The sequence below is a fragment of the Streptomyces sp. NPDC085927 genome, from assembly GCF_044540975.1.
GTDB classification, from domain to species: domain Bacteria; phylum Actinomycetota; class Actinomycetes; order Streptomycetales; family Streptomycetaceae; genus Streptomyces; species Streptomyces hirsutus.
Window position 1 is genome coordinate 143,715 of record NZ_JBITSN010000014.1, and the last position, 25,369, is coordinate 169,083.

The following is a 25,369-nucleotide window of genomic DNA, read 5'->3' on the forward strand; positions in this document are numbered from 1 at the left end:
AGGACCTGATCGAGGTCTGGACGCTGCTCGAAGATGACATGAAGAGGGTGCGAAATAAGTCCGGGGCGACCCGGTTGGGCTTCGCGTTGTTGCTCAAGTTTTTTTGAGGTAGAGGCCCGGTTCCCGGAGTCCGCCAAGGAGATGCCCGCGGCGGCGGTGGAGTACGTGGCCCAGCAGGTGAAGGTTCCCGCCGGGGCGTGGGCGGACTACGACTGGCAGGGCGACCGGATCAAGCGGCACCGCAAGGAGATCCGGGAGGCGTACGGGTTCAGGGCGAACACCGAGGAAGACCAGGAGCGGCTGGCCGAGTGGCTGGCCGCCGAGCTGTGTCCGGTTGAGCTGTCGCGGGATCGTCTTGCGGCGGCGGTGGTTGCCCGGTGCCGTAACGAGCGCATCGAGCCGCCGGCCCCGGGGCGGGTCGGGCGGCTGGTTGGCAAGGCGGTCAAGGACTTCGATGCCCAGTTCTGCCGCAGCAGGGTGGAGCGGATCTCGCACGCGACGCGCTCGCGCCTGGAGGATCTGGTCGCCGGCAGTGGGGAGGAGGTGGGCGAGGGAGCAGACGGCGAGGGCGCCGTGTCGGGCGGCGGGCGGTCGCACTTCGCCGAGCTGAAGGCCGACCCGGGGGCGCCGGGGCTGGAGAGCCTGCTGGCCGAGGTGAACAAGCTCCAGCGGGTGCGGCGGCTGGAGCTGCCTGCGGACTTGTTCGCGGACGTGTCGGAGAAGCTGGTGGACGCGTGGCGGGCGCGGGCGTCGAAGGAGTACCCGGCGAACCTGGAGCGGATGAAGCCGCACCGACGCCTGACGCTGCTGGCCGCGCTGTGCCATGTACGGCAGACGGAGATCACCGATTCGCTGGTGGACCTGTTCATCCAGCTCGTCCTGAAGATCAACACAAGGGCGGAGCGGAAGGTCGACAAGGAACTGAACGCCGAACTGAAGAAGATCCGGGGCAAGGAGGGCATGCTGCTGCGGGTCGCGGAAGCAGCGTTGTCCGAGCCGTCGGGCACGGTACGCCGGGTGATCTACCCAGTGGTCGGCGGGGAGAAGACACTCAAGGCGCTGGCGGCGGAGGCCGCGGCGAACGAGGCCCGCTACAAGGCCCGGGTCCGCACGGTGCTGCGCTCCTCGTACTCGGCACACTGGCGCCGGATGCTCTCGCCGCTGCTGGGCGCGCTGGAGCTGAAGCGCAACAACATTGCCTACCAGCCGGTGATGGACGCGATCGACCTGCTCCAGCGCTACCTGGACCAGCCCCTGAAGGAGGGCGCGTTCTTCGATCCGGCGGAGAGTGTGCCGCTGGCGGGGGTGGTGCCCGAGCACTGGCGGGCGGCGGTGGTGGACGACAAGGGGCGTGTCGAGCGCATCCCGTACGAGCTGTGCGTGCTGGTGGCGCTTCGGGACGCCGTGCGGCGCCGGGAGATCTGGGTGGTGGGGGCGAACCGGTGGCGTAACCCCGAGGACGACCTGCCCGCGGACTTCGAGGACAACCGGGACGTGCACTACGCCGCGCTGGGCCAGCCGCAGGACGCCGAGGAGTTCATCTCCGCCCTGCAAGGCAAGCTCCGCACCTCGCTGGACCGCTTCGAGCAGGCACTGGCGGAGGGCACGACGGGCGGGGTGGCGATCGTCAAGAAGCACGGCGAACCGTGGATCAGGGTCTCCCCACGCGGCAAGCAGGAGGAACCTGAGAGCCTGGTGGCCGTCAAGGGAGAGATCGAACGGCGCTGGGGCATCATCGACCTGCTGGACATCCTGAAATACGCCGAGTTCGACACGGACTTCATCGCCGAGTTCACCTCGGTAGCCACCAGGGAGAACCTGTCCAAGGACGTGCTGCGGCGCCGGCTGCTGCTGGTCCTGTTCGGCCTGGGCACGAACATGGGGATCAAGCGGGTCGCGGTGACCGGCAAGCACGGCGAGAGCGAGGCGACGCTGCGGCGGGTGCGGCACCTGTTCATCAACTGTGCCAACATGCGCGCGGCCCTGCGGAAACTCGTGAACGCCACCTTCGCCGTCCGCGATGAGATGTGGTGGGGCACCGGCACCGCCTGCGCCTCCGACAGCCGCAAGTTCGGCGCCTGGTCCTCCAACCTGATGACCGAGTGGCACCAGCGCTACCGGGGCCCCGGCGTGATGATCTACTGGCATGTGGAGCGGAAATCAGTCTGCATCTACTCCCAGCTCAAGTCCTGTTCGGCCTCCGAGGTCGCCTCGATGATCGAGGGCGTGCTGCGGCACTGCACCGACATGGAAGTGGACCGGCAGTACACCGACACCCACGGCGCGTCCATCGTCGGGTTCGCCTTCGCGCACATGCTCGACTTCAAGCTGATGCCGCGGCTGAAGAACATCGGCTCCGCGAAGCTGTACCGACCGGCGGCCGGCCAGGACGACCAGTGGCCGAACCTGGGCCCGGTGCTCTCCACCAAGACGATCGACTGGGACCTGATCGCCCAGCAGTACGACCAGATCGTGAAGTACACCACCGCCCTGCGCCTGAGCACTGCCGAGGCCGAGCAGGTCCTGCGGCGCTTCACCCGGGGAGGACCCAAGCACCCGACATACCGAGCCATCGAAGAACTTGGGCGGGCGGTGCGTACCTCGTTCCTCTGCGACTACCTCGCCGACGTCGAGATGCGCCAGGAGATCCACGAGGGGTTGCAGGTGGTGGAGAACTGGAACTCCGCGAACAAGGACCTCTTCTACGGCAAGGACGGCGATCTGGCCGGTGCGGACAAGGAGTCCCAGGAGGTCAGCATGCTCGCGCTGCACCTGCTCCAGTCCGCGCTGGTACACGTCAACACGCTGCTGATGCAGGAAGTCCTGGCCGATCCGAAGTGGGCGGACAAGCTCACCGACGCGGACCGCCGGGCGCTGTCGCCGCTGTTCTGGACCCACGTGAATCCGTACGGCAGATTCGAGCTGGACATGAACAGCCGTCTCGACCTGGACCTGTCCATCCGGGCGACGGTGCCCCGCCCGCGCGCCCCGCAGGGGGAAGCGGCCGCAGTTCCGGCGTGAGACCTGGGCTCCGGTCCTGGCCGAGCCCAGGCATCGTGCGTGAGCGTCACCAGGTGTTGGTGGCAGTCATGAGGGGGATGCGTCGCCTCTGCCGGCCGCGGTGGCGCTTTGGACACAGTCGCGGAGCAGGGCGCGGCGCTGGTCATGTACGTCATCGGGTTCTTGGCTGCTGGCCGCATATACGTTGCTGACCGGTGACCAGGCCATGGACATGGCGATGACCATGGCCATGATGTCGAACGGGTCACCTGCCCGGACCCGCCCAGCGGCCTGGGCCTCGGCGATGGCCGTGAGCTTGCGGTCGTCGTAGTGCTGGTGGGTCTCGACGAGGTGCCCGGCAGGCCGGCGCTCCAGTCGTGTCCAGGTCGCCAGCCGGATGAGGTCGGGGCGGCGCAGGTATTCGTCGTAGAGGCGAACGGCCCACCCCGCGAGATCGTCGGCGTCGATGGGCACGACGTTGGTGATGCGCTCCAGCGAGCTGAGGAAGATCGCGTCGAAGAGTCGCTCTTTGTCGCCGAAGTAGGCGTAGAGCTGTGCCTTGTTGGTGCGCGCTGCCGTCACGATGCGTTCGATGCGCGCCCCGGCGATGCCGTGCTGGGCGAACTCTTCGGTGGCGGCGTCCAGGATGCGCTGGTAGGTCGCGGCGCCTCGCGAGGTCTGGGGCTGTTCCGGCATGCCCGCAGCCTACCAAACAGAACAGTTGGTTTGCCTTGAGATGCGGCCGCACCTAGACTTTGGCAGACCGAACAGTCTGTTTAAGGAGTAAGTATGCGAACGACCACCGGATGGCAGGCGGCCGGCCCGACGGCGCTGCGGCGCACGTCACTGGAGCGCCGTGACCTGCGCCCGGATGACATCGCGGTGCAGGTCGACTACTGCGGCGTGTGCCACACCGACCTGCACGCCCTGCACGCCTACGACCAGCACACGAAAGCACCTCTGGTCCCCGGTCACGAATTCACCGGCGTGGTGACCGGGACCGGTGCCGTGGTGACCACCTTCTCGGTCGGCGACCGCGTCGCGGTGGGCAACATCGTCGACTCCTGTGGCGTGTGCGCCATGTGCGAAGTTGGACAGCAGAATTTCTGCCACTCCTTCCCGACTCTGACCTACGGCGGCACCGACCGGCAGGACGGGTCGACCACCCTGGGCGGCTACTCCCGCGAGTACGTCGTGCGCGACACCTTCGCCTACCCGCTCCCCTCCGGCCTCGACCCGGCCGCAGCCGCCCCGCTGATGTGCGCCGGCGTCACCGTCTGGGAACCCCTGCGCTCCCTCGGCGTGGGCCCCGGCAGTCGCGTCGCCGTGGCCGGGCTCGGCGGCCTGGGCCACCTCGCAGTCAAGATGGCCGTGGCACTCGGCGCCACCACGACCGTCATCAGCCGCACCCAGGACAAGCGCGACGACGCCCGCAAGCTCGGCGCTCACGACCTCATCGCCTCCACCGACAGCCAGCAGATGGCCACGGCACGCGACACCTTCGACGTCGTCATCGACACCATCTCCGCCCCTCACGACCTCGCCCCGTATCTGAAGCTGGTGGCGATGGACGGCACCCTCAGCCTCCTCGGATACCTGGGCCCCGTCACCGTCGAGGCCACGGACCTGCTCATCGGCCGCAAGAAGCTCAGTTCCGCAGGCAGCGGAGGCCGCCTGGCGACAGCCGAGATGCTCCAATTCTGCGCCGACAACAGCGTCGCCGCCGACATCGAAGTACTCCCGTCGTCACAGGTGGACGCGGCACTCGACCGTCTCCGGCGAAACGACGTCCGCTACCGCTTCGTGCTCGACATGTCCGACCTGGACTGAAAAGACAGTCGGCCGGGCCATGGCGTGCGGGCCGGCCAACGGCACGCGCGTGGCCCGGCACTCCGCCCTCTCGCAAACGACCCTTTGTCCGAGCAAGATCAAATAGGGCCGGACGGAGATCGCCAAGAAGCGGATTGGCTCTCAGAACCCGTTCGCGCTCAAAAGTGACAGAAGTGAGGTTCTGCGACTTGCGTTGTGCGAAAATCCGGGTCCATGACGGCCCCTCAAGAGTCTTCCGCCGGACCTGAGTCCGAAGCCGGTCTCGTCGAACGCCATCCGTGCCCGAAGTGCAAGGCCGCCCCTGGCTCGCCGTGCCGCTCGCGCAGCGGGGCGGTCACGAGCGCGTACCACACCGGGCGCTTCACCAAGGTGCCGAAGCTGGCGAAGGAGCTGCGGGTGCCGACCCCGGCCAACCGAAGGCCGGGGCAGCCCTGGCGGCCCGGCAAGCCGGTGCCCGCGGCCGTCGACCCCAGTCTGCCGAGCGCGGACATCCGCATCGGCTATGCCCGTTGCTCGCACCTCAGCCAGGAGCTCGACTCGCAGCTGAACGCGCTCGCCAAGCACGGCATCGGCAGAGACAAGATCTTCAGCGAGAAGATCAGCACCCGGATCAAGGTCCGCCCACAGTTCGAGGAAGCACTGAAGACCGCCCGGGAGGTCAAGGCGCACGCCCCGCACTGCCGGGTCATCTTCACCGTGTTCGAGATGAAGAGGCTGGGGCGTGACGCGGCAGAGCTCACCGCCCTCGCGGACCATCTGACCGAGCACGGCCTGGTGCTGGAGATGCTCGCCGGGCCGCTGCCCGGCATTTACGACCCCACCGGCCCGGGCAGGCTGCTGTTCAGCTTCTTCGCCGCGATGGCGGAGACGGAGCGGGAGAACATCCGGGAGTCGACGCTGGAGGGGCTGGAGACCGCGGCCCGCAAGGGCAAGTACGGCGGCCGGCCCCCGGTCATCACCGACGACATGCTGCACACCGTGCTGCGGCGCAAGGCACTCGGCGAGTCCGTCGAGCAGATCCAGCCCGCCCTGATCATCCCCACCGGCAAGCGCAAGGGACAGAACCCGTCCGTCGCCAGCATCTACCGGGCGCTCGCCGAGCACGAGAAGACCCAGGCGTACCCGGAGGCCGTCGAGACCGCACACGCCGACTTCGCCGCCCTTCAGCAGCGCGACCGCAGCCCCAAGTAGTTACTCAGCGCTACACGCCACCTGGCGGTAGCTATACGAGAACAGGGCCGACCACCGCGGCCGCCGCCACGCTCACCGTGTGCGCCGTCGTCCTCGCGCGCAGCGCGCCCGTCGTGCCGCCCACCCTGGTGCGCACGGCCATCCGCGACCGCGACCGGCGTACCGCCTTCCTGCCGCAGCGCGACCCCGACGCCAGGGGCCGCACCCGGCCCAGAGCCCCCGGACACGCCCTTCCGACGACCGTCGCGTAGGGCACATACGTCAGCTGTAGGGCTCGTCTTCCGTCCGTAGGGCAGCAGGACACTTCTCGTCCTGCTCGTCTCCTCTCGTCCTTCGGCGCCTCAGCACGTCCTCCCCGCCCCACGCCTGCCCGCGCACGGGTCGTCATGCCGTCATCCCGTTCATTCGTCCGGCACGACGAGACCCCCGGAGGGCTCACCCATGTCCGTCTTCGCCAGCCTGGTCGAGCACCTGGCCGACCTGCTCCAGCCGTTGTTCGGCCTTTCCGCGGCAGCCGCCGCGATCGTCCTGTTCACCGCGTTCGTACGCCTCCTCGTCCACCCCCTGTCCCGGGCCGCGGCGCGCGGGCAGAAGGCGAGGGCCCGACTCCAGCCGAGGATCGCCGAGTTGCGGCGCCGGCATGGCCGCAATCCCGAGAAGCTTCAGCGGGCCCTCCTCGACCTGCACACCCGGGAGAAGGTGTCACCGCTGGCCGGAATCCTGCCCAGCCTCTTCCAACTGCCGGCCTTCTTCCTGCTGTTCTACCTGTTCTCGAACACCACGATCGGCGGGCGGCCCAACGAACTGCTCGGCCACGAGCTGCTCACCGCGCCGCTGGGCGGGCGTTGGGCCGACGCGCTGGGGGACGGGGGGCCGCTCGGCGGGGCGGGACTCGTGTACGTCGGGCTGTTCGCGGTCGTCGTGGCGGTCGCCGCCTTCAGTTACCGGCTCACCAAGCAGTCGATGGCGGCGAACTCGGCGTTGACCGGTGGGGGTGCGGGCACCGGTAGCCGTGGTGGAAGGGGCAGTGGCGGTGGCAGTGGCAGGGGTGCCGTGGAACCCGTCGCGGTGCCCGGGACGGGGGCGGTGGTCAAGGTGATGCCGTTCCTGTCGTTCTTCACGCTCGTCACCGTGGCCGTGGTGCCGCTGGCCGCCGCGTTGTACGTGGTCACCAGCATGGCGTGGGGCGTGGTGGAACGGGCGGTACTCCATCGGTGACGGGGCGGCGCCCCTGCCCTCCCGCTCGTGGGGGCGACGCCACCGGGCCGCTCCGGCCGGGTCCCGTACATGAACGCGGGGTGCGTGCGGTGATCTCACCGCACGCACCCCGCGTTCCCGTGGGGACGGGTCAGACGGTGTCGGCGTCCAGGAAGCGGGTCAGGGCTTCCACCACCATCCGGTGGTCCTGGAGCTGGGGAAGGCCGGAGACCGTCACCGCACCGATCACGCCCGCGCCTTCGACGGTGATCGGGAACGAACCGCCGTGGGCCGCGTAGGTGTCGGGGTCGAGGCGGGAGGACTCCTCGAACGTCGTGCCCTTGGCACGGTGCCGGGCACCCACCAGGTACGACGCGCAGCCGTACCGCTCGACGACCCGGCGCTTGCGGGCGATCCAGGCGTCGTTGTCGGGGGCCGAGCCGGGCAGCGCCGCGTGGAAGAGCTGCTGGCCGGCTCGGTGGATGTCGATGGCGACGGGGGCCTGCCGCTCCCGGGCCATCTCCACCAGCAGGGAACCCAGCGCCCAGGCGTCCTCGTGGGTGAACCGGCGGAACACCAGACGGCGTTCCTGCGCCTCCAGCTCCTCCAGGCTCGGGGTGGTGGGTTCCGGGGCCGGGGTGTGCGACGGGGTGGAAGTCACAGCGTCACCGTCACCTTCTCGTCGGCGGAACGGCGGGCCGCCTCCAGCACGTCCAGGGCGGCGGCGGCCTCCTGGGCGGTCACCGGATTGGGGCCGCCCTCCAGGAGGGCCTTCGCCACGGCCGTGTAGTACGCGGGGTAGTCGCCGGGCAGGGTCGGCTCGGCACGTCCGCCGCCGGTCACCGGGGACTCCCCGGAACCGACGCGGCCCCACAGCTCCTCGGGCTCGGTGCCCCAGTCGGCGCCCGAGCCGGTACCGGGGCGCAGGCCGTCGCGCAGGGCGGCCTCCTGGGGGTCGAGGCCGTGCTTGACGTACCCCGCCTCGGAGCCCAGGACGCGGAAGCGCGGGCCGAGCTGGGCCGTGGTCGCGGAGACGTAGAGGTGGGAGCGGACGCCGTTCGCGTGCGTGAGCGCGATGAAGGTGTCGTCGTCCGTCCGCGCGCCCTCGCGGCGGACGACCGCCTCGGCGTACACGGAGGTCACCGGGCCGAAGAGGACCAGCGCCTGGTCGACGACATGGCTGCCGAGGTCGTAGAGCAGACCGCCGATCTCCGCGGGGTCGCCGGACTCCCGCCAGCCGCCCTTGAGCGCCGGCCGCCAGCGCTCGAAGCGGGACTCGAACCGGTACACGTCACCGAGCGTGCCCTCGGACACCAGCTTGCGCAGGGTGAGGAAGTCGTTGTCCCAGCGGCGGTTCTGGAAGACGGAGAGGAGCAGGCCGCGCTCCTCGGCGAGTGCCGCCAGCTCACGGGCCTCGGCCGCCGTACCGGCGAGGGGCTTGTCGACGACGACCGGCAGGCCGGCCTTCAGGGCGGCGGTGGCGAGCGGGACGTGCGTCTTGTTCGGCGACGCGATCACGATCAGGTCCAGCTCGCCGGCGCGCTCGAAGAGCTCGTCCGGAGTGGCCGCGACGCGGACGTCCGGGAACTCGGCGCGGGCCTGCTGCTGCCGCTCGGGGTTCGAGGTGACCACCGTGTCGAGGGCGAGGCCCTCGGTCGCGGCGATCAGCGGGGCGTGGAACACGGAGCCCGCGAGGCCGTAGCCGACGAGGCCGACGCGAAGGGGAGTACCAGTCATGGTTCTACTTTGGCAACGCTGTTGCCAAAGTGCAAGCACGGGAGAGAATGGGCGGGTGAACAGGACGAACGGCGGACCGGACGGCAGGGGCCCGGCGGACGGTACGGGTACGGCGGTCGGTACGGGTCCGGCGGGCAGGACCGGCACCACGGCCGGGGTCAACCTGCTCGGCCTGCGCAGCCACAACACCGCGCTCGTGCTCGACCTGCTGCGGACCGCGGGAGCGGAGGGCATCAGCCGGCTCGAACTCGCCGAGCGGACCGGGCTCACCCCGCAGGCGGTCAGCAAGATCACCGCCCGGCTGCGGGCGGACGGCCTCGCGGCGGACGCGGGACGCCGGGCGTCCACCGGAGGTAAGCCCCGGACGGTCCTGCGCCTGGTGCCGGAGGCCGGGCACGCGGTGGGCGTGCACCTGGACCGGGACGAACTGCGGGCCGTCCTGGTCGACCTCGACGGGACGGTCGTGGGGGAGCGGAACACCCCCCTGGACCTGGGCGCGGGCGCGGAGGCGGTACTGACCCGGGTGGCAGGAGTCGTCGAGGAGCTGTGGGGCGAACGGGACGAGGAACCGCGGGAGGCGCCGGCGGAGCCGGTGGCACCGACGGCAGTGGGGGAGCCGGGAGAGCCGGGGGAGCCAGGAGACGGGGCAGCCGTACGCGGACGCCGCCGCCCTTCCCTGCTCGGCGTCGGGATCGCGCTGCCCGGACCGCTGGACCACGCCCGGGGCGTGCTGCACCGGGTGACCGGGTTCCCCGAGTGGGACGGGTTTCCGCTGAGGGACGCGCTGTCGCGGCGGCTGGGGGTGCCGGTCGTCGTCGACAAGGACACCAACGCGGCGGCGCTGGGCCTGGCCGTGGGCGGCGAGGGCGGCTCCTTCGCCTATCTGCACCTCGGCACGGGGCTCGGGGCGGGACTGGTGATCGGCGGCAGCGTGCACCGGGGGCCACGGACCGGGGCGGGGGAGTTCGGCCACCAGGTTCTCCAGCTGGACGGGCCGCGCTGCGGCTGCGGCGACCGGGGCTGCATCGAGGCCCTCTGTCTGGGCGCGGTGGCCAGGGGCGACACGGACGAGGCGGCACGGGTACTGGGCACCGGCGCGGCGAACCTGGTCGGCCTGCTGGACATCGACCGCGTCCTGCTCGGCGGCCGGATCGTCGAAGCGGCCCCGGAGACGTTCGTACGAGGCGTACGCGAGGTCCTGGAGGCCCGCGCCCGACGCACCGGGGACACCCCCGTCCCGGTACGGATCGCCTCGGGCGGAGGGCGGGGCGACGGACGGGACGGCGGGGAGAAGGGACACCAGGGGAGTGGGCAGCGGGTCGCCGAGGGGGCGGCCCAGTCGGTACTGGCCCCGGTGTTCGGACGGGGGGACGGATAAGAAGGAGAAGACGCGGAGCCGCGGAGCCGCGGAGCCGCGGAGCCGGGAACTCACGGAGTCGGGGAGACGGGCGGAGGGGCCGGGCGGGAGGGCGGGTTCCGCCGAGCGGGGGGAATCGTGCCGCCGTGCGGGGGTGATCGGGGGCGTCCCGGTGGTGTCCGTTCGCCGAACGGCAAGGCCCTATGGCATGCGACTCTGCACGCCCGCGTCCCTGTTCCTGGCGGCGGTGGCCGCGATTCTTCCCACCGCGGCCCCGGCCCACGCGGAAGCGCCGCCGCCCGCCTGCGTCGGCGTGGACGAGTCCGACTTCCCGCTGACCACCCGTATCCACGGCGGCCCGGACTCCTACCGGGCCGGGGGCGGCTTCGGCACCTGGTACCTCGAACTCACCAACACCACCGACCGTTCCTGCGGCGGCATCCACCCGGTCATCGTGCTCTATGACGACAAGCGGGCGCTGCGGGCCTCGCAGCCGGTGCTGGAGTTCTACACGGCGGACCGGGAACTGCCGCACACCGTCCGCTTCGAGACCACCGACGAGGACGAACTCGTCGGTGCCCTCGCCGACGACGACGCGGGCTTCGAGGGGTTCACCGTCGAGGCCGGCCGGACCCTCACCGTGAAGGTACGGCTCGCCCTCACGTCCGACGCCGTGGCCAACGAGGTCGTCGCCACGGCCGCGGTCGTCCAGCGGCACGAGGGCGAGGACGACGGCGACTGGGTCGGACAGTCGGACGAGTACCGGTTCCGCATCGCGACGGGCTCCGCGACGGGCTCCGCGGCGGACTCCGGGGCGGACTCCGCGACGGGTTCCGGGACAGGCCCCGCAACGGATCCCGACGCGGAAGCCGAAGCCGCCGACCCCCACGCCACCGCCCCCGCCGCCCCCGCTCCCCGGGACAGCTCCTCTCCGTCCCTCCCCCTCCACGAGGAACTCGCCCGCACCGGCAGCCGCACCGACACCGGCGGCGGGACCCTCGCCGCAGTCCTCACCGCAACCGCGGCGGCCCTGGTCGCCGGAGGCCTGGCACTGCTGCGGGCCGCCCGCAGGCGCCGCTGACCCCGGCCGCACCCGGCCCCCCGCCCGACCCTGCCCGGCGGTCGCGGCCCCCGTGCCCCCCCCGCACCCACCCGCCCGCACCCACCCGCGCCGAACCGAGCCGGGCCGAGCCGCACCGGCCGTTCCCCCAAGATCCGGGCATGTCTAGGCTGGGGCGCACGCAGGACCGCGCAAGGCAGGAGATCCCGCAGATGGCAGACCGCAAGCCGATCGAATCGTGGCTCACCGACATGGACGGGGTGCTCATCCACGAGGGTGTGCCGATCCCGGGCGCCGACGCCTTCATCAAGAAGCTCCGCGAGTCCGGAAAGCCGTTCCTGGTCCTCACCAACAACTCGATCTACACCCCGCGCGACCTGCACGCCCGGCTGCGCCGGATGGGCCTGGACGTGCCGATCGAGAACATCTGGACGTCCGCCCTCGCCACCGCCAAGTTCCTGCACGACCAGCGTCCGAACGGTTCGGCGTACGTCATCGGCGAGGCCGGTCTGACCACCGCGCTGCACGACATCGGCTACATCCTCACCGACCACGAGCCGGACTACGTCGTCCTCGGCGAGACCCGCACCTACTCCTTCGAGGCCATGACGAAGGCGGTACGGCTCATCAACGACGGCGCCCGCTTCATCGGCACGAACCCCGACGAGACCGGCCCCTCCGCCGAGGGCCCGCTCCCGGCGACCGGTGCGGTGGCGGCGCTGATCACCAAGGCGACGGGCAAGCAGCCGTATTTCGCGGGCAAGCCGAACCCGCTGATGATGCGCACCGGACTGAACGCCCTCGGCGCGCACTCCGAGAGCAGCGCGATGATCGGCGACCGGATGGACACCGACGTACTGGCGGGCATCGAGGCCGGGATGAAGACGTTCCTGGTGCTCACCGGCCTGACCCGGCCGGACCAGATCGAGAACTTCCCGTACCGCCCGTCCCAGGTCCTGGACTCCATCGCGGACCTCGTCGACCTCGTCTGACACCCTCCACCCGGAGGGTCGTCCGGGGCGGCGTCCGGGGCATTGCCCGGGGCGTCACCCGGGCGTCCCCACCCGTCCCCCTCCGATGTCACCCGGACGGCGCAACCACCGCACCCTGAGGATGCGGTCCCCCGCCCGACGGGGCACGCTCCCGGTGTCTGGAGGTTCACGATGGGTTCATTGCGAATCGCTCTCTGCACCGGAATCCTGGCCGTCGCCGCGTTCACCCCGGCGGCGTACGCGGCGGACTCGACGGACGACACGGGCGTCTCGGTGACACCGGTGGTCCCCGCCCCCGGCACCGACGTCACCCTCAAGGTGGCGGAGTGTGCCGAGCGGACGGCGCTCGCCGTGTCCTCGGCGTTCGTCTCCGAGGTCCGGCTCACCGTCGCCGACGGCGTACTCGTCGGCGAGAGCCGGGTCCGTTCCACGCTCACCGCGGGCACGTACCCCGTACTGGTCAACTGCGGCGAGCGGGCCCGCCAGGGCACGATCGAGGTCGCCCCCGCCCGCGACCGGCCCACCGGGACGGCCGAACCGTCGAAGAAACCGGAGCCCGCCGAGCCGACCGCCCACGCCTCACCCGTCGCCCCCGTCGACGCGGGCGGTGGCGGCAGCGCGCCACTGGCCGCCTCCGACCCCGGCACGGGCACGGGTGCCGGTGAGGGCGGGCCGGGTGCCGCGCAGACGGTGACCGGCCTGTTCCTCGCGGCAGCCGCCGCGGGAGCCGTCGTACGCAGCCGCGTCCGGCGGAGCCGCAGAACGACCGGCTGAGGCGGCCGCCCGTGTCCGAACACGACGAGATACGCCCGGAACAGCCGGAGCGTCCGGACCAGCCAGTGCAGCCACCGGACCAGCCAGTGCAGCCAGTAGAGCTGGTACAGCCAGTGCCGCCGGTACGCCCGGGGCGGCTGCTCACCGGTGTGGCCTGGGTGGTGCTGCTGCTCGTGCTCTGGCTGTGGGGCGGGGAGGCGACCGGCCTGCGCCCCGGCGGGTCGGGCCCCTCCACCGGCGACATGGCGGCCGCCGGCCGGCCGCCCCGGGCGGAACTTCCGCCCGCCCACCGCCCGCTGGGCGAGGCGCTGCCGCAGCGCCTCGACATACCCGGCCTGGACGTCCGGGCCCCGGTGGTCTCCCGAGGCCTGGACGAACGGGGCGCACTCGATCCGCCGCCGTTCGACCGGCCCGACGTGGTCGGCTGGTACGCGGACGGGGTGGCGCCCGGAGCGTCCGGCACCGCCCTGGTGGTGGGGCACGTCGACACCGAGACCCGGCCCGCCGTGTTCTACAAGGTGAGCACGCTGAAGCCCGGCCAGAAGATCCGGGTGGTCCGCGAGGACGACAAGGTCGCCGAGTTCACGATCGAGGACGTCCAGGTCCTGGCCCGCGACGGGTTCGACGCCCAGCAGGCCTACGGGCCCCGCCACTCGGGCCGGGCCGAACTGCGCGTCATCACCTGCGGCGGCACCTTCGACACGGCACGCGACCGCTACACGGCGAACGTGGTCGTCTCCGCGTACCTGACCGGCACCACCGCCTGAGCGCCCCCGTGCCCCGCTCCGGGCACAACCGTGCCCCCGGCCCGAGCACCTCGAGTACCCCGGGCATCCCGTCCACCCGACCCGGAGCCAGGCCCGGGCCGGGTGGACGGGATGCTCGGCCCGGACCTGACTCCGGGTCGGCCGACGCCACATCCGCTCCCGGTCGCTTTCCGTGATCGTCCCAGGTGACCTACCACAGTACGACGGCTGTAACAGCTCGCGGACAAGAACGGCTCGGCCTCGTGGCTGCCACAGGACGTATGTCAGGATTGGGATTCGGCACGCACGGAACAAGTGCACCCAAGGGGGGTTGGATGTACGGCAGCAGGGGGGCCCGGGCGTTCGCCGCGAGGCGGACGTCGGCAGCGATACTCGGGACGGCGCTGTTGATGACAGCGTGTTCCTCCGGCGGCGACGACGGGGACGACCCGGACAGGACGGCCGGCGCGGAGATCACGCAGCAGCCCAAGGACGCGAACCCCTTCTGGGTCAACCCGGAGGGCACGGCCGCGCAGCAGATGGCCGGTCTGAAGGGGGACGGGCAGAAGGCGGAGGCCGAGCAGATCCGCAAGATAGCGGAGCAGCCCGCCGCCGAGTGGATCAGCCCGGAGAACCCGGAGGAGCAGGCCCGCGGTTTCACCGAGGCGGCCGACAAGGCGGGCCGCACCGCGCTGCTCGTCCTCTACAACATCCCGCACCGCGACTGCGGCCAGTACTCGCAGGGCGGTGCCGCCGACGGCAACGCCTACCGCGCCTTCATCGACAGCGTGGCCAAGGGCATCGGGGACCGGGCGGCGACCGTGATCCTGGAGCCCGACGCGGTGCTCCACCTGGTCGACGGCTGCACGCCGGAGAAGTTCCACGAGGAGCGCTACGACGTCCTCAACGGTGCCGTCGACAAGCTCAAGAGCCTGAAGAACACCACGGTGTACCTGGACGCGGGCAACGCCGGCTGGGGCAACCCCGACCAGATCTTCGAGCCGCTCAAGTGGGCGGGCATCGACCGGGCCGACGGCTTCTCGGTGAACGTCTCCAACTTCTACTCCACCGAAGAGTCCATCGCCTACGGCAAGCAGCTCTCCGCGAAGGTCGGCAACAAGCCCTTCGTCATAGACACCAGCCGCAACGGCAACGGCCCGTACACCGGGGGCGATGCGGCCGAACGCTGGTGCAACCCGCCCGGCCGCGCCCTCGGCGAGACGCCGACGATCAAGACCGCCGACCCGCTGGTGGACGCGTATCTGTGGGTGAAGCGGCCCGGCGAGTCGGACGGCGAGTGCAAGGGCGGACCGAAGGCCGGCGAGTGGTGGGAGGACTACGCGGTGAAGCTCGCCGAGTCCAGCGACTGAGCTCGCACACCCCCTGCCGCACACCACGCACCACGTACTGCACACCGAAGACCGAAGACCGAAGACCGAAGACCGCGTACTGCACACCGCGTACCGCACACCGCACAAGCGAGTAGGGGGCGTCCTCCGTGACGGAGGACGCCCCCTACGCGTGTGCCCGTACGTGCCGGGCGCGGGCTGCCGGGCCGGTTACGGCACCTGCACCCACTGGGCCTTGCTCGGTGTCCCGTCCGCGGTGGTGGCGAACATCATGTACCAGCCCGCCTGGACCAGGTTCCGGCTCTCCGGCATGGTCACCGTCAGCTTCTCGCCGTCGGTCTCGAAGTCGAGGGCCACGGAGCGCTGGTCCACGTCGGTGACGTGGGTCGAGGCGCTCGGCCGGATCAGCCGGATCTTCTTGATCGACGCGGCGTCCTTCGAGGTGAAGGTGCCGGACTCGCCGCGCTCGATGGTCTGCGGGCCGCCCGCCAGCTCGGGCTGCGCGTTCTCGCCGTAGAGGTACGGCGGCGTGTAGATCTCGATGCGCTGCTCGAACGTGCCCGGCTTGGTGTTGGCCTTGTCCCCGTAGAGGGAGTCCGAGCCGAAGAACATCACGCGGCCGTCGGGCAGCAGGATCGAGCCGGAGTGGTAGTTGCGGCCCACCAGCGGGTCGGCGACACGCCTGAGGTCGTTCTTCGCCGTGTCGTAGATCCGCGCCTCGAGGATGTTGGAGTCGCTGCGCCCCCGGTAGTCCTCCGAGCCGCCCGAGATCAGCACGCTGTCGTCGGGCAGGACCGAGGCCTGCGGGTAGCGGGTGCCCTTGTCCATCGAGGGGCCGTCCTCGAAGCGCGGACTGTCGTCCTTGAGGTCGACGATCCGGGTCTTCTCACTGGCCAGCGGGGACTCGCCGACCCCGCCGCCGCCGATCACCATGTACTTCTCGTCCTGCGCCGGGGGCAGCAGCACGGTGTTGGCCGTCTCCAGCATGTTGGCGTCGCTCATGCCGGGGACCTTGGTGAACTTGTTGGTCTCCACGTCCCAGACGCCCGGGTCGCGGCCCACGTCGTCGGGGCCGTAGCCGGCGTTCGCACCCGAGTAGAAGACCTTGCCGTTCTCCATGAGGAACAGCGCCGGATAGGTCGGGAACTGACGGACCTTGTCCGTGTAGGTCCACTTCTTGGTCTCGGGGTCGTAGACCTCGTTCTTGCCCGGGACCAGCTGGCCGATGTCGTCGAGGCCGGAGACGCTGAGGATCTTGCCGTCGCTCAGGGTGGTGAGCGTCGGGTACCAGCGGGCCTCCTTCATCGGGTCGACCTTGATGTACTTCTCCGCCACCGGGTCGAACTCGAAGGCGTCGTCGATGCCCTGGAAGTCCTTCTTGTCCAGGGCGAGCTTCTCGGCGATGCCGTACGTGTTCTGCGCCTCCTCACCGCTGAGGCCCTGCACGGTGTAGTTGTCCTGCGTACCGGTCTGGTACGTGGCGCCTTCCTTCTGCGCCTCGACGTAGGTGCGGCCGTAGCCCGGGGTGTTGCCCAGGAACTCGCCGGTCTCCTTGTCGAAGTTCTTCTTGGCGCGCGGGACGAGCACCGGGTCCTTGGAGACGAAGGTCTTGCCGTTCTCCTTGCCGGTGAACCTGGTGCCCGCCGGCAGGGTGATCGGCTTGTCCGGGTTCTCGTTGTGGACGACCATCAGGCCGCCCGCCTTCGTCACGTCACCCTTGAGCTTCTCGTACCGCTTGGTGCCGCCGGCGATCAGCAGGTTGCCGTTGGCGAGCTGGGTGTGACCGGTGCAGAACAGGTCGGTCGGCGTCGGCACCTTCTTGATGGTCTTCTTGACCGGGTCCCAGATGCGGGTGTCGTACTGCTTGGCGTCGAAGTTGTCCTGGTTGTTGCCGGAACCCGCGACGAGCAGCACCTTCCCGGTGCGCAGCAGCGCCGCGTGAATGGTGTTCTGGCGGTACTTCTCCGGGAACTCGACGATCTCCCAGCGGCCGTTCTCCGCCTTGTACTCCGGCTTGTTGATCTTGTACTGGTGGTATTTCTCGGAACCGAAGCGGTACAGCCACGGCCCATTCATGCCGGCCAGCGCGAGTACCACCGCGGTGCCTATCGCCATCCGACGGGCGCGACGGCGGCCTGCACGGTCGTTCATTCCTTACGTCCCCCAAGTCCACCCAGGGCGATCTGCATCGTCTGGTCGTTGCCGGAGCTGTCCCCGGAACCTGTCGCTCCACCCGGCCCCGCCGGGCCGCCCGGCTCTCCCTGCCCCGCCGGTCCGCCGTGGGAGGCGGCCCAGCTGGGCCGGTCCTGCCGGCCGTGCGCGGCGTGCGGCTGCTGCTGGGCGTGCTGCTGCCCGTACTGCTGAGCCTGAGCCTGGTACTGCTGCCCCTGGTACTGACCAGGGGTCTGTCCCTGCGCCTGTGCCTGCTGCACCCGCGAGAGCGCCTGCAGCTGCTGGGTCGCGGGCTCGTGGGCGACGTCCTTCGGTGGGTCCGCCGCCGGCCGGTCGGCCGGCGACTGGCCCGCCGCGTGGGCGCCGGGCGGCTTCTTCCTGTCCTGGCGCATGCCGTGCCGCCAGGCGAACATGGGCGCGGCCGTGATCAGCAGGGCGAACGTCGCCCAGATGATCATCGCCGGGTGCGAGTTTCCGTAGATGAAGCCCGCGGTGATGGAGCCACCGAAGATCAGGATGAAGTACCAGTGGTACCGGAAGGTGCCGAACCAGGTGTCCGGGCTGGCCGAGTCGCCCTTGGGCGTCACCACGAACTTGCTCTTGCGGCGCAGGACGGAGTCGATCAGCGCCTTCGCGTAGAGCGGCGCCGACAGCGCGGACATGACCATGCCGGCCACACCGCCGGAGCCCTCCGGCTCGTGCGGGGAGACGTTGTGGCGGCGGTTCCAGATGTAGAGGCCGATCTGGAGCGCGGAGGCGTTGCCGTAGAGCATCAGCCAGACCGCGGGGTCGATGTTCACACCCGAGGCGCCCAGGCCCAGGAACAGCGCACAGCTCAGTGCGGCCAGGATCCAGTTGAGGGCCGACATCGGGTAGAAGATGATCATCATGGTGTAGTTGAAGAGCTTGCTCGGCGGCAGCGAGTACCAGCCCTTCCAGTACTGCTTGAGGATCGTCTCGTACGTCCCCCGGGACCAGCGCATCTGCTGGGTGAAGAAGTCCGTCCAGGCGTTGGGGCCCTCGCCGACCGCGAGCACGTCCGGGGTGTAGACCGAGCGCCACTTCTTCCCCGTCGCCGGGTTCTTGGCGCGGTGCATCTCGAAGCCGGTCGCCATGTCCTCGGTGATCGAGTCGTACAGACCGCCGATCTGCTTGAGCGCCTTGATGCGCACGGCGTTGGACGTGCCGACGAACATGGGGGAGCCGTAGCGGTTGCCGGCCCGCTGGATGAGCGCGTGGAAGAGGAACTGCTGCGACTCGGCGGCCTTGGTGACGAAGTTGTCGTAGTTCCCGTAGACCTGCGGGCCGATGACGAAGCCGACGTTCGGGTCGCGGAAGAAGCCGAGCATCCGCTCCAGGTAGTTCGCCAGCGGAATGTGGTCGGTGTCCACCGAGGCGAAGAACTCGTAGTCGTCGCCGTGCGCGTCGAGCCAGGCGTTGTAGTTGCCGTGCTTGGTCTTGGCGCGGTGCGGGCCCTTGGCCTGGTTCCACTTCGCGACGCCCTTGCGGGAGAAGTGGCGCACACCGAGGCGCGCGCAGACCTCTTTCACCTCGGGGTCGTCGCCCTCGTCGAGCAGCCAGACGTGCATGGTGCCCCGGTGACGGATCTTGACCGCCGCCTCCAGGGTCTTCGTCACCATCTCCAGCGGCTCCTTGCCGGGCACGAAGGAGGTGAGGAAGGCGACCCGGGTGCCGGTCTCGGGCACGACGGGGACCGGGTCGCGGGCGACCAGCGTGGCGTGCGCGTTGGACAGCACGTTCATGCAGCGGAAGAGCTCGATCAGACCGATCGAGACGAGCATGACGACGTCGAGGGCGGGCAGCCAGTCGAACGCCGGGTAGTCGCGCTCCGTCCAGTGCGCGGGCTGGAGCAGCCACACCAGCAGCACCACCGACAGCAGGGGGGCCGCGGCCAGCATCAGCGCGATGCGGATGCGGTGCGGCTCCTGCGAGATCAGCGAGCGGTACTGCACCGTGTACGGCTTGTTCGGATCGGGCTGGGTGAGGGGTCCCGCGAGCCGGCTGTAATGCTCGTAGTCGTATCTCGGCAGCGTCTTCTTGATCCGGCGGAAAGCGCCCGTGTTTCCGGTCCGGTGCGCAGGCACCCTGAGCTGGGTGGTCTGGGACGGGTCGTCGTCCCTCTGGGCGCCCGACGGCGTCGACGTCATGAGTGTCATCCCCCCACACACGGTCTCGCCGCGTGTTTCGTCGCTTCGTTCCGCCCGTGTCCGGTCCCCCTCGACCGGCCCAGGCGTGTCAATGGTGGATCGCTGTCACCACGGCACCCACACCATATAGACACGGCACAGCGCTCCGTACGGTTGCATGACGCGTCCCCCGCGGCATCACCCGGAGGGCGGGACACCTCCTCCCGCACCGTCCGCAACCGGTCTTTCGCCCCCCAACGGCCGCGAACCCGCAGCATCGTGAAGGAACCAGGTTGGACGGGTTTCATCATGATCGCAAGGTGTGAAATTTGGTGCCCACCGGTCATATGATCCCATTGTGATTTCTGAGGGAGTCGCGTGGGGCTCATGTTCCATACGTGTGGCGAAGAGAGGGCGTTCAACGGGCGCGAGGGCATTTCCGGCCAAAAGGCGACGGGCCCCTCGATGACGAGGAGCCCGTGCTGTCGGTGCGCCGCCAGGGACTCGAACCCCGGACCCGCTGATTAAGAGTCAGCTGCTCTAACCAACTGAGCTAGCGGCGCTCGCTGACCCCGTAACTGTACCGGACCCCGCGGGGTACTCCCGACCACCCGCCGGGGCGGGGTCCCGGATTCCGTCCGCCGCCGGTGCCCGCGGCGGCGCGCTTACATCATTCGGACCGTCAAAGTGCGTGCTCCGTGGACGGTTGAGAAGGTGACCTTTATGCACAGACGTGACTTATTTCACCGGGCGTGTGATCGGACATGTGGCCGGAACCGTGAGGGGAGTCGCATGGACCGCTCGGGTCGCCCGGACCGGCCGGACCACTCGCACCGGTCGGAACGGTCGGAGCGGTCGGGTCGCTCGGACGGCGGAAGGTGCGGGGAGCGCATGGAGCCCCCGGTGTTCGAGGAACTCGATCCCGCGAGCGACTGCGACTGCCCCGGCTGTGTTCACGGGCGGCGCGCACTCACCCGTCCCCGCTCGCCGGCCGCCCGTACAGCCGGCCGGCGAGCGGTGTTCCGTCCCCTCCTCGTGGCCGCCGCGGCGTCGGCGGTGATCGGCGCGTGCGCGGTCCCCGCCCCGGCCGCCCCGCACACCGCCGGCCGGTCCGGCTCTCCCGGAGTCCCGGGTGCCCCTGCTGACGAGGGGTCCGGCACCCCGCAGGGGCCGAGGGGGCCGCTGTACGGCCCCGACGGCCGGACGCCCGATCCCGCGGACCCCACGGTCCCCCCGCCCCCGTCGTCGGTCCGCGTGATCACCCGCGCGGACATCGTCGAACGGGCCGAGAGATGGGTCGCCGCGAAGGTTCCGTACAGCACGTCCGCGTACTGGTCCGACGGTTACCGGCAGGACTGCTCGGGTTTCGTCTCGATGGCCTGGAACCTGCCCGCGAACGAATGGACCGGAAGCCTCGGGCAGTACGCGCAGAAGATCACCAAGGCGGAACTCCAGCCGGGGGACATGCTGCTGTTCCACAATGCGGCCGACCCGCAGAGCGGTTCCCACGTCGTCCTCTTCGGCGGCTGGACGGACAGCACGCGCACCGCCTACGTCGCCTACGAACAGGTCCGCCCGAACACGCTCCGGCGGTCCACCCCGTACGCCTACTGGAACAACTCCGCGGGCTACGTCCCGTACCGGTACCTGGGCGTGACCGCTTCCGCCCGCGGAGGAATCCTCACGGGCGGGCTGCCGGGCTCGCTGACCCGGGAGCTGCTGACGGCCGGCGGCGTGAAGGCTGGAGGCACGGATGACCCTGACCACTCCTGACACCCCTCACTCCCCTGATCCCCCTCACGCCCCTGACGCCCCTCCCTCCTCTGACGCCCCCCACCCCTCTGGCACCCCCCACTCCCCTGACCCCTGTACTCCCGGCCCGCACACCCCTGGTGCCCGTACCCCCGGATCCGTGCCTCCGGCCGGGAGCGAGCGCTCGGTGGCGGGGAGGCCCGGGCGGGTGATCCGCACCGAGTCCACCACCGCGATCCCCGTCCATCTGCTGTTCCGCGACGGCCCCGACCCGGTGCCCGTGCGGCTGCGTCCCACGGTCGTCGGGCGCCGGCAGGGCACGGGGGAGCAGTCGCGGCTGCGCCGCCCGGCCGCCGAGGCGTCCCGGTCGCCCGCGCCGCGGGTCGACCCCGGACTGGCGGAGCGGCCCGCCCGGGTGCTGCCCGGGGGCGCGGGGGTGCTCGCCGGGATGTGCGGGGCGGCCGGGTGCGTGGCCACGTCGTGGTGGGCGGGCGTCCTGCCGCCGGCGGTGACCGTCGCGTTCGGGCTTCCGGCGCACGCGGGAGCCGCGGGGGCCGCCGGACTCGGGCCCGCGCAGTGGGCGACGTACGCGGCTGCCGGGGCCCTCGGCCTGTTCGGGTTCGGCGGGCTGGCGCGCGGCCGGACCGGACGGGCCTGGGTGCTCGGTCTGTTCGGCCGCTACCGCGGGACCGTCCGGCGCACCGGCCTGCTGTGGGTGAACCCGCTGCTGCTGCGCCGCCGGGTCGACGTGCGGCTGCGCCACTGGCGCAGTGAGCCGATGCAGGCGGCCGACCGCGGCGGGGTGGCGCTGCGGGTGGTCGTGCTGGTCGTGTGGCGGGTGCGGGACACCGCGCGGGCCACCCTGGGCGTCGAGGACCACGAGAGGTACGTGCGCGAGTGCGTCGAGGCGGCGCTGCTCCGGGTCCCGGTGAAGGCACCGGGCGAGCCGGGCGGTGCGGCGGGCACGGCGCAGGACGCGCTGACCCGGCTGGTCGCGGCGGACGCCGGCCCGGTGGGGATCGAGGTGTTCGCGGTGCGGCCGGTCCGGGTGGAGTACGCCCCCGAGGTGGCCGCCGCCATACACCGGCGCCGGATCGCCGAGCTGGACGCCCGGCAGCGGGCGAGCGCGCTCACCTCGGTCGTGGACTCGGTGGAGGACACGGTGACCCGGCTGACCCTGCGAGGACTGGTGGACCTGGACGACTACGAGCGCAAGGTGCTGGTGAAGGACCTGACGGTGGCGTTCTGCGCGGGGCGGGGGGAGGCGGGGCCGTAGAGCTTGCCGTGGCCGCGGCGGGCCGGGGCCGGGCCGGGTGCGGGAAGGCGGCGAACGGGTTGCGTTATTGGTATGGACATGCTCAAGCGGCAGCCCTAATCTGAGACTTGGTCTAGACCTACCTGCACCAGCTCACTGACACTCCCCCCACGTTCCCCAGGAGCGGCAGCATGCGCACACAGACCAAGCTGTACGCAGCCGCGGTGGGGCTGGCCACGACCGGAGCGCTCGTGCTCTCCTCCGGTGGTGCCAGCGGCCACGGCTACACCGATCTGCCCATCAGCAGGCAGAAGCTCTGCCAGAACGGCGGCGTGACCAACTGCGGTTCCATCCAGTGGGAGCCGCAGAGCGTCGAGGGCCCGAAGGGCTTCCCCGGCGCCGGCCCCGCCGACGGCCGGCTCTGTTCGGCCAACAACACGCCGTTCGCCCAACTCGACAGCCCGAAGACGCCCTCGGGCGGCGCCTGGCCGACCACCAGGGTGTCGGGCGGCCAGAACTACACCTTCCGGTGGCAGTTCACGGCCATGCACGCCACCAGCGACTTCTCGTACTACATCACCAAGCCGGGCTGGAACCAGAACCACAACCTGGCCCGGTCCGACCTCAACCTCACGCCGTTCCTGAAGGTGCCCTACAACGGACAGCGCCCGCCGCAGACGCTCTCGCACAGCGGCACGCTCCCGTCCGGGCTGAGCGGGCGCCACGTCATCCTCGCGGTGTGGTCGGTCGCCGACACGGGCAACGCGTTCTACGCCTGCTCGGACGTCACCTTCTGACGCCGCTCTCCCGCACCGGGCACGCCGAAGGGCCTCTCGTTCCCACGAGAGGCCCTTCACTGTGCGCCGCCAGGGACTCGAACCCCGGACCCGCTGATTAAGAGTCAGCTGCTCTAACCAACTGAGCTAGCGGCGCATGACTCCCGCCGTCCGCTTCCGCGGTCGGCGACGCGGAAAATACTACCCGCTCCCGAGGGGTGCTTCCGACCGCGCGCCGGACCGGAACCTCCCGGTGCCCCGCTCCCTAGATCGTCAGCGACAGCAGCACCGGAGCCGCGTTGCGGTTGAGGGCGTCGGCCGCCCGGCGCAGGCGGTGGGCGTGCTCGACGGGCAGGGACAGGGCCAGGCAGCCCACCGAGGAACCGGCGGTGACCGGGACGGCCGCGCAGACCGTGCCGATCGCGTACTCCTGGAGGTCGAGCACCGGCACCGTGGGCGGGTGGGCCGCCAGCCGGGAGAGCAGCACCTTGTCGCTGGTGATGGTGCGCGAGGTGAGCCGGACCGCCCGGTGCCGGGCGAGATGCTCGCGCCGGCCGTTGTGGTCCAGCTGGGTCAGCAGGCTCTTGCCGATGGCGGTGGCGTGGGCCGCGTCGCGGAAGTCCACCCACTCGTGGACCTTCGGGGCGGCCGATCCGGCGGCGTACTGGGTGACCTTCACCTCGCCGTCCACGTACCGGCTCATGTAGACGGCGGCGCCGACACGGTCGCGGAGCCGGTCCAGGGTGCGCTGGAGCTTGCCGTGCAGCGCCGCTTCGTGCTCATGGGCCGAGCCGAGGCGGGCGAAGGCCTCCCCGGCGACGTACGTGTCGTCGGCGCTCTGCTCCACGTAGGCCTCGCGGCGCAGCATCGACAGGAGCGTGGTCAGTCGCTCCGGGCCGAGGCCGGTCTCACGGGCGAGCTGGGTGTCGGTGACTCCGGTGGTGTGCCGCGCCACCGTGTCCAGGACGCGCAGGGCGTCCTGGACCGAGTGGTGCGGGGCGGTCGGCTTGTGCTTCAGCGCCACGGTTTCCCCCTGCGCTCGCTCATGGTGCCGCAATCCGGTCAGCGAATCCTCTCCACGATAGCCGTCAAGCGGCCTTCGAGGAGCGGGTGTTGACGAGATTGCGACTCTCCCAACTGCGGCGCCGGTCCACGGGCATATGCCAAGGGGATGACCCGGCGCGTGGACCTCGGGCGTTGCCCCGGAGACCGCCCGCCCCGGAGACCGCCCGCCCCGCGACATCGCCCCGCCGTCACAGGACCGCGCTGAGGAACTCCCGGGTCCGGTCGTGCTCGGGCTCGCTGAAGAGCTTCTCCGGCGGGGCCGACTCGATGATCCGGCCGTGGTCGAACATCAGCACGCGGTCGGAGATGTCCCGGGCGAAGCCCATCTCGTGGGTGACGCAGAGCATGGTGATGTCGGTGGAGCGTGCGATGTCCCGCAGCACGTCCAGGACGCCCGCGACGAGCTCCGGGTCGAGCGCCGAGGTCACCTCGTCGAGGAGCAGCACCTGCGGCCGCATCGCCAGCGCCCGCGCGATCGCCACCCGCTGCTGCTGACCGCCGGACAGCTGCGCGGGGTGCTTGTCGATGTGCTCGGTCAGTCCGACCATCTCGAGCAGTTCCCGCGCCCGCTCCTCGGCCTCGTCCTTGGACAGGCCGAGCACGGTGACCGGCGCCTCGGTGATGTTCCGCAGCACGGTCATGTTCGGGAACAGGTTGAAGTGCTGGAAGACCATCCCGATCTTCTTGCGGATCTCGCGGACCTGCTTCTCCGGCGCGGGGAACAGCTGGTCCCCGTCGACGGTGACCGTGCCCTCGTCGGGCTTCAGCAGCGTCATCAGCAGCCGCAGGATGGTCGTCTTGCCCGATCCGGACGGCCCGATCAGGGTGACGTGCTTGCCGGCGTCCACGGAGAAGTCCAGGTTGTCGAGGACCGTGTTGGTCCCGAACCGCTTGGTGACCTTCTCCAGCCGGATCAGCTCGCTGCCGGCGGCGCGGGCGGTGCCGGCGGCCGGGTCGGCCGCCTTCTCG

The 25,369-nt window shown here is 70.7% G+C and carries 20 protein-coding genes, 2 tRNA genes and 1 pseudogene; 14 read left to right on the top strand and 9 right to left on the bottom strand.

Translation table 11 applies throughout. The features are described 5' to 3' along the window. Positions 1-141 precede the first annotated feature (141 nt). Positions 142-3,021: a Tn3 family transposase gene (locus tag ACIF80_RS29385; RefSeq protein ID WP_399810164.1), complete on the top strand. Its 2,880-nt coding sequence runs from the start codon at positions 142-144 to the stop codon at positions 3,019-3,021. A gap of 66 nt (positions 3,022-3,087) precedes the next feature. On the opposite strand, the gene ACIF80_RS29390 is transcribed toward ACIF80_RS29385, so the two are convergent. Further along, complete coding sequence (locus tag ACIF80_RS29390) at positions 3,088-3,696, bottom strand: TetR family transcriptional regulator (RefSeq protein ID WP_399810166.1); 609 nt, start codon at positions 3,694-3,696, stop codon at positions 3,088-3,090. Between the two features lie 93 nt (positions 3,697-3,789). Here ACIF80_RS29390 and ACIF80_RS29395 point away from each other — a divergent pair, with 93 nt between their 5' ends. From ACIF80_RS29395 to ACIF80_RS29410, 4 genes and pseudogenes are all read left to right on the top strand, one after another. Next, on the top strand, positions 3,790-4,830 hold the full coding sequence (locus ACIF80_RS29395) for an NAD(P)-dependent alcohol dehydrogenase (protein ID WP_399810167.1): 1,041 nt from the start codon (positions 3,790-3,792) through the stop codon (positions 4,828-4,830). Positions 4,831-5,199: 369 nt separating this feature from the next. After that, positions 5,200-6,021 carry a recombinase family protein gene (locus ACIF80_RS29400; RefSeq protein ID WP_399810169.1) on the top strand — a complete coding sequence of 274 codons (822 nt, stop codon included), beginning with the start codon at positions 5,200-5,202 and terminating at the stop codon, positions 6,019-6,021. A gap of 50 nt (positions 6,022-6,071) precedes the next feature. Further along, positions 6,072-6,272, top strand: a pseudogene (locus tag ACIF80_RS29405) (DUF6412 domain-containing protein); the annotation flags it as partial. A 190-nt stretch (positions 6,273-6,462) separates the two neighbouring features. Then, the gene (locus ACIF80_RS29410) at positions 6,463-7,239 is read left to right on the top strand and encodes a YidC/Oxa1 family membrane protein insertase (protein ID WP_399810171.1); all 777 of its coding nucleotides are present in this window, start codon (positions 6,463-6,465) and stop codon (positions 7,237-7,239) included. A gap of 130 nt (positions 7,240-7,369) precedes the next feature. Here ACIF80_RS29410 and ACIF80_RS29415 read toward each other — a convergent pair whose 3' ends face one another. Together ACIF80_RS29415 and ACIF80_RS29420 are read right to left on the bottom strand one after the other, a co-directional pair. Further along, complete coding sequence (locus ACIF80_RS29415) at positions 7,370-7,879, bottom strand: heme-degrading domain-containing protein (RefSeq protein ID WP_399810172.1); 510 nt, start codon at positions 7,877-7,879, stop codon at positions 7,370-7,372. Continuing rightward, a complete protein-coding gene (locus ACIF80_RS29420) occupies positions 7,876-8,955 on the bottom strand; it encodes a Gfo/Idh/MocA family oxidoreductase (RefSeq protein WP_399810174.1) in 1,080 nt (359 codons plus the stop codon). The genes ACIF80_RS29415 and ACIF80_RS29420 overlap by 4 nt, the downstream gene beginning before the upstream one ends. Here ACIF80_RS29420 and ACIF80_RS29425 point away from each other — a divergent pair. The 6 genes from ACIF80_RS29425 (at position 8,954) to ACIF80_RS29450 (ending at position 15,254) form a co-directional block, all read left to right on the top strand. Then, positions 8,954-10,333, top strand: coding sequence for an ROK family protein (locus ACIF80_RS29425; protein ID WP_399810176.1), 1,380 nt, complete (start codon positions 8,954-8,956; stop codon positions 10,331-10,333). The two genes, ACIF80_RS29420 and ACIF80_RS29425, sit on opposite strands and share 2 nt — an antisense overlap. A gap of 187 nt (positions 10,334-10,520) precedes the next feature. Continuing rightward, on the top strand, positions 10,521-11,393 hold the full coding sequence (locus ACIF80_RS29430) for a hypothetical protein (protein ID WP_399810177.1): 873 nt from the start codon (positions 10,521-10,523) through the stop codon (positions 11,391-11,393). Between the two features lie 191 nt (positions 11,394-11,584). Beyond that, a complete protein-coding gene (locus ACIF80_RS29435) occupies positions 11,585-12,364 on the top strand; it encodes an HAD-IIA family hydrolase (RefSeq protein WP_399810179.1) in 780 nt (259 codons plus the stop codon). Positions 12,365-12,535: 171 nt separating this feature from the next. Beyond that, positions 12,536-13,138 carry a hypothetical protein gene (locus ACIF80_RS29440; RefSeq protein WP_399810180.1) on the top strand — a complete coding sequence of 201 codons (603 nt, stop codon included), beginning with the start codon at positions 12,536-12,538 and terminating at the stop codon, positions 13,136-13,138. A gap of 113 nt (positions 13,139-13,251) precedes the next feature. Further along, positions 13,252-13,905 (top strand): class F sortase, encoded by a 654-nt coding sequence (locus ACIF80_RS29445; RefSeq protein WP_399810181.1) that lies wholly within the window; start codon positions 13,252-13,254, stop codon positions 13,903-13,905. A gap of 314 nt (positions 13,906-14,219) precedes the next feature. Further along, complete coding sequence (locus ACIF80_RS29450; RefSeq protein WP_399810182.1) at positions 14,220-15,254, top strand: glycoside hydrolase family 6 protein; 1,035 nt, start codon at positions 14,220-14,222, stop codon at positions 15,252-15,254. Positions 15,255-15,443: 189 nt separating this feature from the next. Here ACIF80_RS29450 and ACIF80_RS29455 read toward each other — a convergent pair whose 3' ends face one another. The 3 genes from ACIF80_RS29455 to ACIF80_RS29465 form a co-directional block, all read right to left on the bottom strand. After that, complete coding sequence (locus ACIF80_RS29455) at positions 15,444-17,384, bottom strand: galactose oxidase-like domain-containing protein (RefSeq protein ID WP_399810184.1); 1,941 nt, start codon at positions 17,382-17,384, stop codon at positions 15,444-15,446. Further along, on the bottom strand, positions 17,381-19,573 hold the full coding sequence (locus ACIF80_RS29460) for a glycosyltransferase family 2 protein (RefSeq protein WP_399810186.1): 2,193 nt from the start codon (positions 19,571-19,573) through the stop codon (positions 17,381-17,383). Before ACIF80_RS29460 ends, ACIF80_RS29455 begins: the two co-directional genes overlap by 4 nt. Positions 19,574-20,041: 468 nt before the next feature. Then, positions 20,042-20,115 (bottom strand) — tRNA-Lys (locus tag ACIF80_RS29465). 328 nt (positions 20,116-20,443) lie between these two features. On the opposite strand from ACIF80_RS29465, the gene ACIF80_RS29470 reads away from it, so the two are divergent. The 3 genes from ACIF80_RS29470 (at position 20,444) to ACIF80_RS29480 (ending at position 23,356) form a co-directional block, all read left to right on the top strand. After that, positions 20,444-21,325, top strand: coding sequence for an NlpC/P60 family protein (locus ACIF80_RS29470; protein WP_399810187.1), 882 nt, complete (start codon positions 20,444-20,446; stop codon positions 21,323-21,325). 139 nt (positions 21,326-21,464) lie between these two features. Further along, on the top strand, positions 21,465-22,580 hold the full coding sequence (locus ACIF80_RS29475) for an SPFH domain-containing protein (RefSeq protein ID WP_399810188.1): 1,116 nt from the start codon (positions 21,465-21,467) through the stop codon (positions 22,578-22,580). 170 nt (positions 22,581-22,750) lie between these two features. Further along, positions 22,751-23,356 carry a lytic polysaccharide monooxygenase gene (locus tag ACIF80_RS29480; protein WP_399810190.1) on the top strand — a complete coding sequence of 202 codons (606 nt, stop codon included), beginning with the start codon at positions 22,751-22,753 and terminating at the stop codon, positions 23,354-23,356. Between the two features lie 62 nt (positions 23,357-23,418). On the opposite strand, the gene ACIF80_RS29485 is transcribed toward ACIF80_RS29480, so the two are convergent. From ACIF80_RS29485 to ehuA, 3 genes are all read right to left on the bottom strand, one after another. Then, positions 23,419-23,492, bottom strand: a tRNA-Lys gene (locus ACIF80_RS29485). Positions 23,493-23,600: 108 nt separating this feature from the next. Continuing rightward, positions 23,601-24,359 (bottom strand): IclR family transcriptional regulator, encoded by a 759-nt coding sequence (locus ACIF80_RS29490; RefSeq protein WP_399810192.1) that lies wholly within the window; start codon positions 24,357-24,359, stop codon positions 23,601-23,603. A 229-nt stretch (positions 24,360-24,588) separates the two neighbouring features. Further along, on the bottom strand, positions 24,589-25,317 hold the full coding sequence (gene ehuA, locus ACIF80_RS29495; protein WP_399810266.1) for an ectoine/hydroxyectoine ABC transporter ATP-binding protein EhuA: 729 nt from the start codon (positions 25,315-25,317) through the stop codon (positions 24,589-24,591). Positions 25,318-25,369: the final 52 nt, after the last annotated feature.